Source organism: Pseudomonas sp. GM74 (genome assembly GCF_000282455.1).
Lineage (GTDB): Bacteria > Pseudomonadota > Gammaproteobacteria > Pseudomonadales > Pseudomonadaceae > Aquipseudomonas.
On the sequence record NZ_AKJG01000045.1, the window covers coordinates 43,336 to 57,967 of the forward strand.

At 62.1% G+C, this 14,632-nt stretch carries 12 protein-coding genes; 9 read left to right on the forward strand and 3 right to left on the reverse strand.

From position 1 onward, the window contains the following. Positions 1-171: 171 nt before the first annotated feature. From PMI34_RS18480 to gcvH, 8 genes are all read left to right on the forward strand, one after another. On the forward strand, positions 172-729 hold the full coding sequence (locus PMI34_RS18480) for a YecA/YgfB family protein (RefSeq protein WP_008048705.1): 558 nt from the start codon (positions 172-174) through the stop codon (positions 727-729). 27 nt (positions 730-756) lie between these two features. After that, the gene (gene pepP, locus PMI34_RS18475; RefSeq protein ID WP_008048706.1) at positions 757-2,091 is read left to right on the forward strand and encodes a Xaa-Pro aminopeptidase; all 1,335 of its coding nucleotides are present in this window, start codon (positions 757-759) and stop codon (positions 2,089-2,091) included. Then, positions 2,088-3,275, forward strand: a complete 1,188-nt coding sequence (ubiH, locus tag PMI34_RS18470) for a 2-octaprenyl-6-methoxyphenyl hydroxylase (RefSeq protein ID WP_008048707.1) — start codon at positions 2,088-2,090, stop codon at positions 3,273-3,275. The genes pepP and ubiH overlap by 4 nt, the downstream gene beginning before the upstream one ends. Before the next feature lie 156 nt (positions 3,276-3,431). Then, positions 3,432-4,649 carry a 2-octaprenyl-3-methyl-6-methoxy-1,4-benzoquinol hydroxylase gene (locus tag PMI34_RS18465; RefSeq protein WP_177318801.1) on the forward strand — a complete coding sequence of 406 codons (1,218 nt, stop codon included), beginning with the start codon at positions 3,432-3,434 and terminating at the stop codon, positions 4,647-4,649. Positions 4,650-4,895: 246 nt separating this feature from the next. Next, positions 4,896-5,900: an extracellular solute-binding protein gene (locus tag PMI34_RS18460; RefSeq protein ID WP_008048710.1), complete on the forward strand. Its 1,005-nt coding sequence runs from the start codon at positions 4,896-4,898 to the stop codon at positions 5,898-5,900. A 138-nt stretch (positions 5,901-6,038) separates the two neighbouring features. Continuing rightward, positions 6,039-7,655, forward strand: a complete 1,617-nt coding sequence (locus tag PMI34_RS18455; RefSeq protein ID WP_008048711.1) for an ABC transporter permease — start codon at positions 6,039-6,041, stop codon at positions 7,653-7,655. 156 nt (positions 7,656-7,811) lie between these two features. Beyond that, on the forward strand, positions 7,812-8,894 hold the full coding sequence (gene gcvT, locus PMI34_RS18450; protein WP_008048713.1) for a glycine cleavage system aminomethyltransferase GcvT: 1,083 nt from the start codon (positions 7,812-7,814) through the stop codon (positions 8,892-8,894). A 49-nt stretch (positions 8,895-8,943) separates the two neighbouring features. Then, complete coding sequence (gene gcvH / locus PMI34_RS18445; protein WP_008048715.1) at positions 8,944-9,327, forward strand: glycine cleavage system protein GcvH; 384 nt, start codon at positions 8,944-8,946, stop codon at positions 9,325-9,327. An 84-nt stretch (positions 9,328-9,411) separates the two neighbouring features. Here gcvH and PMI34_RS18440 read toward each other — a convergent pair whose 3' ends face one another. Then, positions 9,412-10,551 carry a DegT/DnrJ/EryC1/StrS family aminotransferase gene (locus PMI34_RS18440; RefSeq protein WP_008048716.1) on the reverse strand — a complete coding sequence of 380 codons (1,140 nt, stop codon included), beginning with the start codon at positions 10,549-10,551 and terminating at the stop codon, positions 9,412-9,414. Between the two features lie 153 nt (positions 10,552-10,704). On the opposite strand from PMI34_RS18440, the gene gcvP reads away from it, so the two are divergent. After that, on the forward strand, positions 10,705-13,578 hold the full coding sequence (gene gcvP, locus PMI34_RS18435; RefSeq protein ID WP_008048717.1) for an aminomethyl-transferring glycine dehydrogenase: 2,874 nt from the start codon (positions 10,705-10,707) through the stop codon (positions 13,576-13,578). Positions 13,579-13,789: 211 nt separating this feature from the next. Here gcvP and PMI34_RS18430 read toward each other — a convergent pair whose 3' ends face one another. Together PMI34_RS18430 and PMI34_RS18425 are read right to left on the reverse strand one after the other, a co-directional pair. Then, positions 13,790-14,107: a DUF2388 domain-containing protein gene (locus PMI34_RS18430; protein ID WP_008048719.1), complete on the reverse strand. Its 318-nt coding sequence runs from the start codon at positions 14,105-14,107 to the stop codon at positions 13,790-13,792. Positions 14,108-14,175: 68 nt separating this feature from the next. Then, on the reverse strand, positions 14,176-14,625 hold the full coding sequence (locus PMI34_RS18425) for an NfeD family protein (protein WP_008048721.1): 450 nt from the start codon (positions 14,623-14,625) through the stop codon (positions 14,176-14,178). Positions 14,626-14,632: the final 7 nt, after the last annotated feature.

Consider the following 14,632-nt stretch of genomic DNA (forward strand, 5'->3'; position numbering starts at 1 on the left):
GAGCTTGCTCCGGGCGGCGCTCCGACGATGAACCTGAGAACTCCGCAGAGTGTCAGGTACCCAGCGTTATCGTTGACGACCATCGCGAGCAAGCTCGCTCCTACAGGGGTAGTCGATGTAGGATACAAGGCCTTCATTCTAGACATAGCGCCGTCTGGCGCCTAGCTGCCCATGACCATTCAGAATTCCCCGTACCAAGCCTTCGCCACCCTGCTGACTTCCAGCGGTCACAACGTCTCGCCTGCTGAACTGCACGGCCTGTTGCTCGGCCGCAGCTGCGCCGGCGCCGGTTTCGACGCCGAAGGCTGGCTGATCGACGCCGCCGAACTGCTCGAAAGCGAGCCGCAGGACAACGTTCGCAACGCCCTGATCGGCCTGCAAGAGATGGTAAAAGGCGAGCTCACCGGCGATGACGTGACCGTCGTCCTGCTGTTGCCGACCGACGACGCCCCACTCACCGAGCGTGCCGCCGCACTGGGTCAGTGGTGCCAGGGTTTCCTCAGCGGCTTCGGCCTGAACTGCCGTGACAGCAGTGCCCTGAGCACCGAGGCCACCGAGGTGCTGCAGGATCTGGCGGCCATTTCCCAGGTGCAAGATGCCCTGGAAGAGTCCGACGACGGCGAAAACGACTACATGGAAGTCATGGAATACCTGCGCGTCGCACCGCTACTGCTGTTCTCCGAGACCAAAAAAGATGTGCCGGCCGCCGCCAAACCGTCTTTGCACTGATCGTAAGACAGGGAAAACCATCTGCCCATGATCCATATCCCGAAATCGGAATACAGCCGTCGCCGCAAGGCCCTGATGGCGCAGATGGAACCCAACAGCATCGCCATCCTGCCCGCCGCCGCGGTGGCCATTCGTAACCGCGACGTCGAGCACGTCTACCGCCAGGACAGCGACTTCCAGTACCTCAGCGGTTTTCCCGAGCCCCAGGCCGTGCTGGTGTTGATGCCGGGGCGTGTGCATGGCGAATACATTCTGTTCTGCCGTGAACGCAACGCCGAACGCGAGCTGTGGGATGGCCTGCGTGCCGGGCAGGAAGGCGCGATTCGCGACTTCGGCGCCGACGATGCCTTTCCGATCACTGATATCGACGACATCCTGCCGGGCCTGATCGAAGGCCGTGACCGGGTGTATTCGGCCATGGGCAGCAACCCCGAATTCGACCGCCACCTGATGGAGTGGATCAACGTGATCCGCTCCAAGGCCAACCTCGGTGCCCAGCCGCCGAACGAATTCGTTGCCCTGGATCATCTGCTGCACGACATGCGCCTGTATAAATCGGCGGCAGAAGTGAAAGTGATGCGCGAAGCGGCGCGGATTTCCGCCCAGGCGCACGTACGGGCAATGCAAGCCTGTCGCGCCGGGCTGCACGAATTCAGCCTGGAAGCCGAGCTTGATTACGAGTTCCGCAAGGGCGGGGCGAAGATGCCGGCCTACGGGTCCATCGTCGCGGCGGGGCGCAACAGCTGCATCCTGCATTACCAGCAGAATGACGCGCAGCTCAAGGATGGGGATCTGGTGCTGATCGATGCCGGTTGCGAGATCGACTGCTACGCCAGCGACATCACCCGGACCTTTCCGGTCAGCGGCAAGTATTCAGCGGAACAGAAAGCGATTTACGAATTGGTGCTGGCTTCCCAGGAAGCCGCCTTTGCCGAAATCGCCCCGAACAAGCACTGGAACCAGGCGCACGAGGCAACGGTCCGGGTCATCACGGCCGGGCTGGTCGAGCTGGGTCTGCTGAGGGGCGACGTTGACGAGCTGATCGCCAGCGAAGCCTACAAGGCGTTTTACATGCACCGCGCCGGCCATTGGCTGGGCATGGATGTGCATGATGTCGGCGAATACAAGGTAGGCGGCGAGTGGCGCGTGCTGGAAGTCGGCATGGCGCTGACCGTGGAGCCGGGGATCTATATCGCCCCGAACAACCAGAGTGTTGCGAAGAAATGGCGCGGCATTGGCGTGCGCATCGAGGACGACGTAGTGGTCACCAAAACCGGCTGTGAAATATTGACGAGCGGCGTGCCGAAATCCGTCGCCGAGATCGAGGCCCTGATGGCCGCCGCGCGGACACAGGCAGCATGAGCCGAGTCAACCTGGCAATCATCGGGGGCGGGCTGGTCGGTGCAAGCCTGGCGCTGGCGCTTCAGGCCGGGGCCAAGGCCCGGGGCTGGAAGATCGTGCTGATCGAGCCGTTCGCCCCTGGCGACAGCTATCAACCGAGTTACGATGCCCGTTCTTCGGCGTTGTCCTTCGGCTCGCGGCAAATCTATCAACGGCTGGGCGTCTGGCAGGATGTCTCGCGACGCGCCGAGCCGATCAAGCAGATTCATGTTTCCGATCGTGGTCGGTTCTCGACGGCGCGGTTGTCGGCGATGGAGGAGGGTGTTCCAGCGCTGGGTTATGTCGTTGAAAACGCATGGCTCGGCCAATGCCTGTGGCAAGGCCTGGACAAGGACGTGATCAGTTGGCGCTGCCCGGCGGAAGTCACCCGCATGGAGCCGCTGACCGACGGCTACCGCCTGACTCTCAACGATGAAACCACCCTGGAGTGCGACCTCGCGGTGCTCGCCGATGGCGGTCGTTCCGGCCTGCGTGAGCAACTGGGGATCGGCATCCGCAAGCGTCCGTACAACCAGAGTGCGCTGATCGCCAACATCACCCCGAGCGAAGCCCACAACGGCATGGCCTTCGAACGTTTCACCGACGAAGGCCCGATGGCGTTACTGCCGCTTCCGGATAATCGCTGCGCACTGGTCTGGACCCGCCTGGGCATGGACGCGCAACGTCTGGCGGCCCTCGATGAGCGCAGCTTCCTCAGCGAGTTGCAGGGTGTGTTTGGTTATCGCCTCGGCACATTGAAGCAGGTGGGTGCGCGGCATCTGTATCCGCTGACGCTGGTCGAGGCCGAGGAACAGGTGCGCCCGCATCTGGCGATTCTCGGCAACGCGGCGCACAGCCTGCATCCGATTGCCGGCCAAGGGTTCAACCTGTCCCTGCGCGATGCCCAGGCCCTGGCCGATGCCTTGCTCGCCAGCGAAAAGCCCTTGGGCGATTTCGCCACGTTGCAAGCCTATCGCGAACACCAGCGTCTCGATCAGGATCTCACCGTGGGCTTCTCCGACCAGGTCACGCGCCTGTTCGGCAGTACCCAGCCGCTGGTGTCCCTGGGGCGCAATATCGGCTTGCTCGGGCTCGATCTGTTGCCACCGGCCAAACGCTGGTTTGCGCGGCAGGCGATGGGCCTGGGTACCCGTCCAGATGCGTAGCTGGTTGATCCGCCGGTTCTGCAAGGTGCGATTGATAAAAATACCTGCCGCAATTGCAGGTCGACATTCATGACGGCGCCGGCCACCTTGGCGCGGGTCGGGAAAACCCTTTACGTGCGGCTCAAGCCGCAAGAGAGACAGGCTTAAAGCATGGAAATGCGTGCAGATCTGCTGATTGTCGGAGCCGGAATGGTCGGCAGCGCCCTGGCGCTGGCGTTGCAGAACAGCGGGCTGGAAGTCCTGCTGCTGGACGGCAGCCCCATGAGTGTCAAACCCTTCAACGCTCAGGCCGCGTTTGAGCCTCGCGTGAGTGCCTTGTCGGCTGCCAGCCAGCGGATTCTCGAACGCCTTGGCGTCTGGGACGGCATCGCCGGGCGGCGCAGCAGCCCCTACACCGACATGCAGGTCTGGGATGGCAGCGGCACCGGGCAAATCCACTTCTCGGCGGCCAGCGTGCACGCCGAGGTCCTGGGGCATATCGTCGAAAACCGAGTGGTCCAGGATGCCTTGCTTGACCGCTTGCACGACTGTGACCTGGGGTTGCTGGCCAATGCACGGCTGGAACAGATGCGCCGCTCCGGTGATGACTGGCTGCTGACCCTGGCCGATGGTCGCACCCTGCGCGCACCGCTGGTGATCGCGGCGGATGGCGCCAACTCGGCAGTGCGACGCCTGGCCGGTGTGGTGACCCGCGAATGGGATTATCTGCACCATGCCATCGTCACCAGTGTGCGTTGCGCCAGGCCGCATCAAATGACGGCCTGGCAGCGCTTCACCGACAACGGTCCGTTGGCATTTCTGCCGCTGGAGCGCGACGGCCAGCAGGATTGGTGTTCGATCGTCTGGTCGACCACGCCCGGCGAAGCCGAACGCCTGATGGCGATGGATGACCAGGGTTTCTGCAAGGAACTGGAGCGCGCCTTCGAGGGGCGACTCGGTGAAGTGCTCAGCTGTGACCCGCGCCTGTGTGTGCCCCTGCGCCAGCGACATGCCAAGCGTTATGTGGCTGAAGGCCTGGCATTGATCGGCGACGCGGCCCACACCATTCACCCGTTGGCCGGGCAGGGGGTGAATCTCGGATTCCTCGATGCCGCCGTGCTGGCCGAAGTGTTGCTGCAAGCTGCAACACGTGGCGAACGCCTGGCGGATGTGAAGGTCCTCAGCCGTTACGAACGTCGGCGCATGCCCCACAACCTGGCGCTGATGGCGGCGATGGAAGGCTTCGAGCGCTTGTTCCAGGCCGATCCGTTGCCGGTGCGCTGGTTGCGTAATACCGGGTTGAAAATGGTGGAGAAGATGCCCGAGGCCAAGGCGCTGTTCGTGCGTGAGGCGCTGGGGTTGACCGGGGATTTGCCGGCGTTGGCCAAGGCCTGAGTTCTGCATGGAGGCTACTGGCCTCTTCGCGGGCAAGCCCGCTCCCACAGGTTTTTTGGTGTACACGAAATTGATGTTTCACACAGGCCACTGTGGGAGCGGGCTTGCCCGCGAAGGGGCCAACACAAACACTACAAGTTTGAAGCGGTGCAACATCCGGTAACTCCTCCGCAGCCAGCTTCGATTGAGAAGCTAAATGTGAGTCCTTATCATTTGCTCTCATTTTTCAATCGAGAGACCGCTCCCATGTTGGCACCGAAGCGTCTACTGACTGCACTGGCCTTGACTCTGATCGGCAGCACCGCCGCCCAGGCCGCTGACGAGGTGGTGGTCTACTCCTCGCGAATCGACGAGCTGATCAAGCCAGTCTTCGATGCCTACACCGCCAAGACCGGCGTGAAGGTGAAGTTCATCACCGACAAGGAAGCGCCGCTGATGCAGCGGCTCAAGGCCGAGGGCGCGAATACGCCGGCCGACCTGCTGCTCACCGTCGATGCCGGCAACCTCTGGCAAGCCGAGCAGATGGGCATTCTCCAGCCGTTCACCTCGAAAACCATCGACGCGAACATTCCGCTGCAATACCGGGCTGCCTCCCATGCCTGGACCGGCCTGAGCCTGCGGGCGCGGACCATTGCCTACTCCACTGATCGGGTGAAGCCGGGTGAACTGACCACCTACGAAGCGCTGGCCGACGAGCAATGGGAAGGCCGCCTGTGCCTGCGCACGGCGAAGAAGGTCTACAACCAGTCCCTGACCGCGACCATGATCGAAGTGCACGGCGCCGAGAAGACCGAGGAAATCCTCAAGGGCTGGGTCAAGAACCTGTCCACTGACGTGTTCTCCGATGACACCGCCGTACTGGAAGCGATCAACGCCGGCCAGTGCGACGTCGGTATCGTCAACACCTACTACTACGGCCGCCTGCACAAGCAGAAGCCAGACCTGCCGGTGAAGCTGTTCTGGCCGAACCAGGCTGACCGTGGCGTACACATCAACCTGTCGGGTATCGGCCTGACCCAACACGCGCCACACCCGGAAGCGGCCAAGGCCCTGGTGGAGTGGATGACCACCCCTGAAGCACAGAAAATCTTTGCCGACGTGAACCAGGAGTTCCCGGCGAATCCGGCCGTACAGCCATCGGCCGAAGTCGCCGCATGGGGCAAGTTCATCGCCGATACCTTGCCTGTGGAAATCGCCGGCAAGCGTCAGGCCGAAGCGATTCGCATGATGGACAAGGCTGGCTGGAACTGAGCCCGCTGTTTTAAAGGTCAAAAGATCGCAGCCTTCGGCAACTCCTGCAGGGTGGTCACCAACCCAATGTAGGAGCTACCGAAGGCTGCGGTCTTTTTGCGTTTTCTCTACACTTCAAGATTTCGCGAGAGATTTTCCTTGGCCCATCCCGCCCAACGCCGCTGGTATCCAGTCGTCTTCGCCATTGCTGCGCTGGTCCTGTTGCCCCTGAGCGTCCTGCTGCTTTCCTGGCAAACCATCGATCAACAGATCTGGTCCCATCTCTGGGACACGCAGATGCCGCGTTTGCTGGGCAATACCCTGACCCTGGTGCTAGGCGTCGGCGTCGGCGTGACAGTCCTGGGTGTCAGCCTGGCCTGGCTCACCAGCCTTTGCGAATTCCCCGGCCGGCGCTGGCTGGACTGGGCGCTGATGCTGCCCTTTGCGATCCCGGCCTATGTGCTGGCCTTCGTCTTCGTCGGCCTGCTGGATTTTGCCGGCCCCGTGCAAACCCTGTTGCGGGAGTGGTTCGGAACAGGTCTGCGCCTGCCGCGGGTGCGCTCCACGGGCGGCGTGATTGTGGTGCTGGTGCTGGTTTTCTATCCCTATGTCTATCTGCTGGCGCGCACCGCCTTCCTCGCCCAGGGCAAAGGCCTGATGGAAGCGGCGCGGGTCCTTGGCCAATCGCCCTGGCAAGCGTTCTGGCGGGTGGCATTGCCCATGGCGCGGCCAGCCATTGGTGCGGGCGTGGCATTGGCGCTGATGGAAACCCTGGCGGACTTCGGCGCCGTGTCGGTGTTCAACTTCGACACCTTTACCACGGCCATCTACAAGACCTGGTACGGTTTTTTCAGCCTGTCATCCGCCGCGCAACTGGCCAGCCTGTTGCTGCTGGTGGTGATGCTCGTGCTCTACGGCGAACGGCGTGCCCGCGGGGCCAACCGGGCGAGCAATGAGCGACCACGGGTCAAGGCGCTGTATCACCTGCGAGGCCTCAAGGCACTGGCGGCCACGACGTGGTGCTGCCTGGTGTTTGCCTGCGCTTTCGTTATCCCGATGCTGCAATTGGTGGTGTGGTTCTGGCTGCGCGGGCGCTTCGATCTCGACGAGCGTTACACCGGGTTGATTGTCCATACCTTGTACCTGGGGGGGATGGCGGCGTTGATCACCGTCAGCGTCGCCTTGTTACTGGCGTTTGCCCGACGACTGGCACCCACCCGGGTCATTCGTTCCGGGATCAGTCTGGCCAACCTGGGCTACGCCTTGCCCGGTTCGGTGCTGGCGGTGTCGATCATGCTGGCGTTCAGTTACCTGGATCGCGAGCTGGTGATCCCGCTCTCAGGCTGGTTCGGTGGCGCGGGCAAGCCGCTGCTGCTGGGCAGTCTGTCGGCGTTGCTGCTGGCCTATCTGGTGCGCTTCATTGCGGTGGCCTACGGGCCGCTGGAAAGCAGTCTGGCGCGTATACGGCCATCTTTGCCCGAAGCGGCACGTAGCCTTGGCGTCAGTGGCCCACGACTGTTTTTCAAAGTGTATCTACCATTATTGCTACCCGGCACGTTGAGCGCTGCGCTGCTGGTGTTCGTCGATGTACTCAAGGAAATGCCCGCGACCCTGCTGATGCGCCCGTTTGGCTGGGACACGCTGGCGGTGCGAATCTTTGAAATGACCAGCGAAGGCGAGTGGGCGAGGGCGTCTTTGCCGGCGTTGACCCTGGTGCTGGTCGGGCTGTTACCGGTCATCGGATTGATCCGGCGCTCAGCACATCGAAACAGCTAGGTGTCAGTCCTACACCTTGCGGCTACAATGCGCGGCATTCGGTGCGGTCCGTCTGACAGACCAGGTAGCTGAAATCGGCTGAAAGCCCTTTGTTTCAAGGCCTTCAGTCCGTGCAGCACCTGTCCGCACCTTCGCCACGCCCGGAAGGAGAAACCCATGGGACAGCGTACGCCTCTGTATGACCTTCATCTCGCACTCGGCGCGAAGATGGTCGATTTTGGCGGTTGGGACATGCCTCTGCATTATGGATCGCAGGTCGAGGAGCACCATCAGGTGCGCCGCGATTGCGGTGTCTTCGATGTATCCCACATGACCGTGATCGACGTCGGCGGCTCCCAGGCCAAAGCCTGGCTCCAGCATTTGCTGGCCAATGATGTCGAACGCCTGCACAGCCCCGGCCGTGCGTTGTACAGCACCATGCTCAACGAGCAGGGCGGCATCGTCGACGACATGATCGTCTACCGTCTCGATGAGGGTTATCGCCTGGTGGTCAACGCCTCCACCCGCGATCAGGACATGGCCTGGGTGCAAGCGCATCTCGACGGCTTCGATGTGCAACTTCGCGAGCGTTTCGAGTTGGCGATGCTGGCCATCCAGGGCCCCCACGCCCGGCAGAAAATTGCCGAACTGGTCAGCCAGTCCCGCGGCAACCTGATCCAGCTCCTCAAGCCTTTCGAAGGCCTGTCCGATGGTGACTGGTTCATCGCGCGCACCGGTTATACCGGCGAAGACGGCCTGGAAATCATTCTGCCGGCCGATCAGGCGCCAGGCTTTTTCAACGATCTGGTCGGAGCCGGGATTTCTCCCATCGGCCTCGGCGCGCGGGATACCTTGCGGGTCGAAGCCGGCATGAACCTTTACGGCCAGGACATCCAGCAGGATATTTCCCCCTTGGCCTCCAATATGGCCTGGACCATCGCCTGGGAACCCGCCACCCGGCAGTTCATCGGGCGCAAGGCGCTGGAAGCCGAGCAGGCCGCCGGCGTACAGCACAAACTGGTCGGTCTGGTCCTTGAGGAGCGCGGTGTTTTGCGCGCTCATCAGGTGGTCCGCATCGCCGATGTTGGCGAAGGGGAGATCACCAGTGGTAGTTTCTCTCCTACGCTAAGCAAGTCGATTGCACTGGCGCGCGTGCCGATGGCAACTGCCGACCGCGCTGAAGTGGAAATCCGTGGCAAGTGGTACCCGGTCCGGGTGGTCAAACCGACCTTCGTACGCCACGGCAAAACCTTGATCTAATCTTTTCTGGCGGGCATGCCCGCCGACTATTTTCCTGAGGACACAGAACATGAGCGATATCCCTGCCGACCTGCGTTTTGCCGAAAGTCACGAATGGGCACGTCTGGAAGCCGATGGCACCGTCACCGTGGGCATCAGCGATCACGCGCAGGAAGCGCTGGGTGATGTGGTGTTCGTCGAACTGACTGAAGTCGGCAACGTGTTTGCTGCCGGTGATCAGTCGGGTGTCGTTGAATCGGTCAAGGCCGCTTCCGACATTTATGCACCGATCAGCGGTGAAGTGATCGCCGTCAATGAAGCACTGAGCGGTGAGCCTGAGCTGCTCAACTCCGATCCGTACGGCGCGTGGATCTTCAAGCTCAAGCCAAGCGACACCGCCGAGCTGGAGAAACTGCTGGATGCCGCCGGCTACAAGGCCGCCATCGGCGAGTAAGCCTCCCCCCAGTAGGAGCCAGCTTGCTGGCGATGGCGTCCTCGAAATCGCCATCGCCGGCAAGCCGGCTCCCACAAGGGTTGTTCAAGGTTTCAGAACGGCTTTCACGGCCGCCACCGATCGTTCGACATCCGCTTTGCTCATCGCCGTGAACATTGGCAGCGAGACAATCAGCCGACCGACCCGCTCAGCGATCGGGAACATGCCTTCCTTGAAACCGTGCTCGCGGTACAGACTCAACAGGTGAATCGGCGGGTAGTGATAGCCGATCCCGACACCCAATGCCTGCATCTGCTCCATGAAGGCCGCCCGCGCCGGTTTGCCATCCTTACGCTCCGGTAATACCAACTGGAACAGATGCCAGTTACTGTTCTCGAAATCCGCTGGCGGCAGTTGCGCGCAGTACTGCGCTTCGAAATCCGCGCCAAAACAGGCGAAATAGTGCCGGGCCAGGTCACGGCGATGAGCGGTAATGGCTTCGATATGAGCAAATTGCCCCAGGCCAATGGCCGCGGCGACGTCGGTCATGTTGAACTTGCCACCCAGCACGTCGACGTCCAGGCCATCGAAGCCGTTGCGGGTAACGCCCTGCAGCCGGTATTTCTCTGCCAGTCGCACTTCTTCGGCCGAATTCAGCACCAGGCAACCGCCTTCGGAGGAGGTGACGTTTTTGTTCGCCTGGAAACTGAAGGACACCAAATCCCCCGTCGAGCCAATGCGCTGGCCTTTCCAGCTCGAGCCCAACGCCTGGGCCGCATCCTCCACAATCCGCAGGCCGTGCTTTTTCGCCAGGGCGTACAAACGCGTCATGTCCACGGGCAGCCCGGCGAGGTACACCGGGATGATGGCTTTGGTGCGGGGGGTAATCGCCGCTTCCAGTTGATCGAGATCGATATTGCGGGTCACCGGGTCGATGTCGGCAAACACCGGGGTGGCGCCGACTTCCAGGATGACGTTGGCGGTGGCCACCCAGGAAATCGGCGTGGTGATCACTTCATCGCCCGGCCCGACCCCGGCAATACGCAAGGCGATTTCCATGGTGCAGGTGCCGGAATTGAAGGTGCGTACCGGGCGCCCGCCAAAGTACTCCGAGAGTTTGGCTTCGAAGGCCTGGACCTTGGGGCCGCTGGTGATCCAGCCCGAGCGCAATACATCGCCGACTGCGGCAATCGTGGCTTCATCGATGGTGGGTTTGGAAAACGGCAGGAAAGGCAGTTGGCTCATGGATACAGTCACCGATCAGCGGACATTGGGTAGGCGGCGGACATGATGATCCGGATTGCTCGAGCGCGCCACGCCATCCACCGGGAGATCGACTGCTATGCTGGTTTGACCGTGTTGCATCGACGCTGAGCGCCAGTCAAGAGAGAGCCCGTCATGTCCCAGTTGCCATCCCTGAGCCAGTTACGCGACCCCAATGCCTTTCTGCGCCGCCACCTCGGGCCCGATGCCGCCGAGCAACAGGCGATGCTCGACAGCCTGGGCCTGGGCAGTCGGGTCGAATTGATCGAGCAGACGGTGCCGCCGGGCATCCGGCTCAACCGGGCGCTGGACCTGCCCCCGGCACTCGATGAAGAGGCCGCACTGGCCAAGCTGCGCGGTTATGCCGAGCAGAACCAGGTCTGGACCAGCCTGATCGGCATGGGCTACCACGGCACCCTCACACCGGCCGTCATTGTGCGTAATGTGCTGGAAAGTCCCGGCTGGTATACCGCCTACACCCCCTATCAGCCAGAGATCGCCCAAGGGCGGCTCGAAGCGCTGCTGAACTTCCAGCAACTGACCATCGACCTGACCGGCCTGGAACTGGCCAACGCCTCACTGCTCGATGAAGCCACCGCTGCGGCAGAGGCCATGGCCCTGGCCAAGCGCGTCGCCAAGTCCAAAAGCAACCTGTTCTTTGTCGACGAGAACTGCCACCCGCAAACCATCTCCGTGGTGCAGACCCGCGCTGAAGGTTTCGGCTTCGAACTGATCGTCGACGCTGTGGATAACTTGAAGCGGCACCAGGTGTTCGGCGCGCTGCTGCAATACCCCGACACCCACGGTGAAATCCACGACCTGCGGCCGCTGATCGATCATCTGCACGCGCAACAGGCCCTCGCCTGTGTCGCCACGGATTTGCTGAGCCTGTTGTTGCTGACCCCGCCGGGAGAACTGGGGGCCGATGTGGTGTTCGGCTCGTCGCAGCGATTTGGCGTGCCCATGGGCTATGGCGGGCCTCACGCGGCATTTTTTGCCAGCCGCGATGAGTACAAGCGAGCGATTCCCGGGCGGATCATCGGTGTTTCGAAAGATGCGCGGGGCAATACCGCCCTGCGCATGGCCCTGCAAACTCGCGAGCAACACATCCGCCGGGAGAAAGCCAATTCCAACATCTGCACGGCCCAAGTGCTGCTGGCCAATATCGCCAGTTTCTATGCGGTCTACCACGGCCCCGAAGGGCTCAAGCGGATTGCCCAGCGGGTTCATCGGCTGACCTGCATCCTTGCCGCCGGGCTTGAGCGAAAAGGTGTCACCAGGGTCAACCGGCATTTCTTCGACACCCTGACGCTGGAAGTCGGCGGAACGCAGACCGCGATCATCGAAAGTGCCCGGACCGCGCAGATAAACCTGCGGATTCTGGGGCGCGGCCAACTGGGCCTGAGCCTCGACGAGGCCTGCGACGAAGGCACCGTGGCGAAGCTGTTCGACGTGTTCCTGGGGGCCGATCACGGGCTCAGCATCGATGACCTGGATGCCGAGGTCTTGCCTGGCGGAATTCCCGAAAGGCTGGCGCGAACTTCGCCTTATCTGCGCCATCCCGTGTTCAGCGCCCATCACAGCGAAACCGAGATGTTGCGCTACCTCAAGCAACTTGAAAACAAGGACCTGGCGCTCAATCAATCGATGATCCCGCTGGGCTCCTGCACCATGAAACTCAACGCCACCAGCGAGATGATCCCGATTACCTGGCCGCAGTTCGCCAACCTGCACCCGTTCGTGCCCAAGGAACAGGCCGCCGGTTATGGGCTGATGATCGAAGAGCTGGAGCGCTGGTTGTGTGCGATCACCGGTTTCGACGCGATCTGCATGCAGCCCAACTCCGGTGCCCAGGGCGAATACGCCGGGCTGCTGGCGATCCGCAAATACCATGAGAGCCGGCAACAGGGTGGCCGCGATATCTGCCTGATTCCTTCGTCGGCTCACGGCACCAATCCCGCGTCGGCGCAAATGGCCGGGATGCGCGTGGTGATCGTCGAGTGTGACGAGGCGGGCAACGTCGATCTGGATGACCTCAAGGAAAAAGCCGCGCAGGCGGCAGACAAACTCGCTTGCCTGATGGCGACCTACCCTTCGACCCATGGGGTGTATGAGGAAGGCATCAGCGAAATCTGTGAAGTGATCCACCAGCATGGCGGTCAGGTGTACATGGATGGCGCCAACCTCAACGCCCAGGTCGGGTTGGCGCGGCCGGCCGATATTGGCGCCGATGTCTCGCACATGAACCTGCACAAGACCTTCTGCATACCCCATGGTGGCGGTGGGCCCGGCATGGGGCCGATTGGTGTTCGGGCGCATCTGGCGCCGTTCGTGGCCAACCATCCGGTGGTGCCGATCGACGGGCCGCACCCGCAAAATGGCGCCGTCAGCGCAGCGCCCTGGGGCAGCGCAAGCATTCTGCCGATCAGCTGGATGTACATCGCGATGATGGGGCCGCAACTGGCGGACGCCAGTGAAGTGGCGATCCTGGCCGCGAATTACCTGGCGCGGCATTTGTCCGGTGCTTTCCCGGTGCTCTACACCGGGCGCAACGAGCGGGTGGCCCACGAATGCATACTCGATCTGCGGCCGCTCAAGGCGTTGACCGGCATCACCGAGGAGGACGTGGCCAAGCGTCTGATGGACTATGGCTTCCATGCCCCGACCATGTCGTTTCCGGTGCCGGGGACGCTGATGGTCGAACCGACCGAAAGCGAATCTAAGGCGGAGCTGGACCGCTTTATCGGGGCGATGCTGAGCATCCGCGCGGAAATCAACGAGGTGCAGAACGGTAACTGGCCGGCTGAAGAAAATCCCCTGAAAGGTGCTCCGCATACGTTGGCCGATATCACCGGCGTGTGGGAGCGGCCGTACAGCATCGTGCAAGCGGTCACGCCGGACGCGCACACCAAGGCGCACAAATACTGGCCGGTGGTGAACCGGGTGGACAACGTGTATGGGGATCGGAACCTGTTTTGTGCGTGTGTGCCGGTCGACGACTACCGCTGACATTTCAGGCTGCACATAACCCCTGTGGGACATAACCCCTGTGGGAGCGAGCTTGCTCGCGATTGCGGTGTGACAGTCAATGAAGTTTTTACTGATCCACCGCTATCGCGAGCAAGCTCGCTCCCACTGGTGGGGCCCGGTGAACATGGGATTTGTGTTCGCCGGGCAAAAAAATGCCGCTCATGTGAGCGGCATTTTTCATTCGCAACGCTTACTTCGAAGCCACGGCATTCTTCGCCAGGATCGCGTTCGCCAGTTCCATATCCGTGGCTTGCAGCCCCGGGTTGTCGGCGCGGACTTTCTGCATGGCCGCTTCCAGGTACGGGCCGCGGATGCTGCCGTCGCTGGCAACGAAGCTGCTGGCGTCGTCCTGGGCCGCGACGACCAGCTTGTGATCCTTGGATGTCAGATAGCTCGAACCGGTGGTTGCACCGGAGGTAAGAACGTTACGCCAAAAAGTATCGGCCATCGCCGAACCGACAGGCAAAGACAACAGCGCGACGGTAGCGACAGCAAGTTTGAAACGCATGACAGGGTGACTCCACTGGGTTGACTACGCGGTTGGATTGCCAACCCCCAATCGAGTTCCGTGGCTGCCTAATCCGTCGCTTCGACCAGCAGGATCGCGCCTTGCTGGCCGACCACCCGTACGCGGCTGCCAATGGCGGCGTCCGGCCCACGGGCCATCCACACGCCGTCGGCCACCTTGATTTTGCCGCGACCGTCGACAATCGCTTCATGGACCACGAAGGTCTTGCCGATCAGCTCCTGGCCACGCAGATTCAGGTGCGGCTGTTCGCTCGGACGCCTCGCCGTGCGCTGACGCCGCCACCAGTACAACGCGGTGGCGATCGACAGCAGGCCGAACAATAGAAACTGCCATTCCCAGGACAGGCCCGGCAGGAGAAAGGTCAAGACACCCACGGCTGCCGCCGCCATGCCGATCCACAACAGATAGCCGCCGGCGCCGAACACTTCAAGAATCAATAGCACCGTGCCCAGCGCCAACCAGTCCCAGAACGAAAGGTGCTGCAAAAATGCCCACATGGTGCGC

Bases quoted from the DNA above. Each gene is read 5' to 3' on its own strand.
- gcvP (WP_008048717.1), top strand. From the start codon at position 10,705: ATGTCCCAGTTGCCATCCCTGAGCCAGTTACGCGACCCCAATGCCTTT.
- PMI34_RS18425 (WP_008048721.1), bottom strand. From the start codon at position 14,625: ATGTGGGCATTTTTGCAGCACCTTTCGTTCTGGGACTGGTTGGCGCTG.
- ubiH (WP_008048707.1), top strand. From the start codon at position 2,088: ATGAGCCGAGTCAACCTGGCAATCATCGGGGGCGGGCTGGTCGGTGCA.
- PMI34_RS18460 (WP_008048710.1), top strand. From the start codon at position 4,896: ATGTTGGCACCGAAGCGTCTACTGACTGCACTGGCCTTGACTCTGATC.
- PMI34_RS18465 (WP_177318801.1), top strand. From the start codon at position 3,432: ATGCGTGCAGATCTGCTGATTGTCGGAGCCGGAATGGTCGGCAGCGCC.
- gcvT (WP_008048713.1), top strand. From the start codon at position 7,812: ATGGGACAGCGTACGCCTCTGTATGACCTTCATCTCGCACTCGGCGCG.
- pepP (WP_008048706.1), top strand. From the start codon at position 757: ATGATCCATATCCCGAAATCGGAATACAGCCGTCGCCGCAAGGCCCTG.
- gcvH (WP_008048715.1), top strand. From the start codon at position 8,944: ATGAGCGATATCCCTGCCGACCTGCGTTTTGCCGAAAGTCACGAATGG.
- PMI34_RS18480 (WP_008048705.1), top strand. From the start codon at position 172: ATGACCATTCAGAATTCCCCGTACCAAGCCTTCGCCACCCTGCTGACT.
- PMI34_RS18430 (WP_008048719.1), bottom strand. From the start codon at position 14,107: ATGCGTTTCAAACTTGCTGTCGCTACCGTCGCGCTGTTGTCTTTGCCT.
- PMI34_RS18440 (WP_008048716.1), bottom strand. From the start codon at position 10,551: ATGAGCCAACTGCCTTTCCTGCCGTTTTCCAAACCCACCATCGATGAA.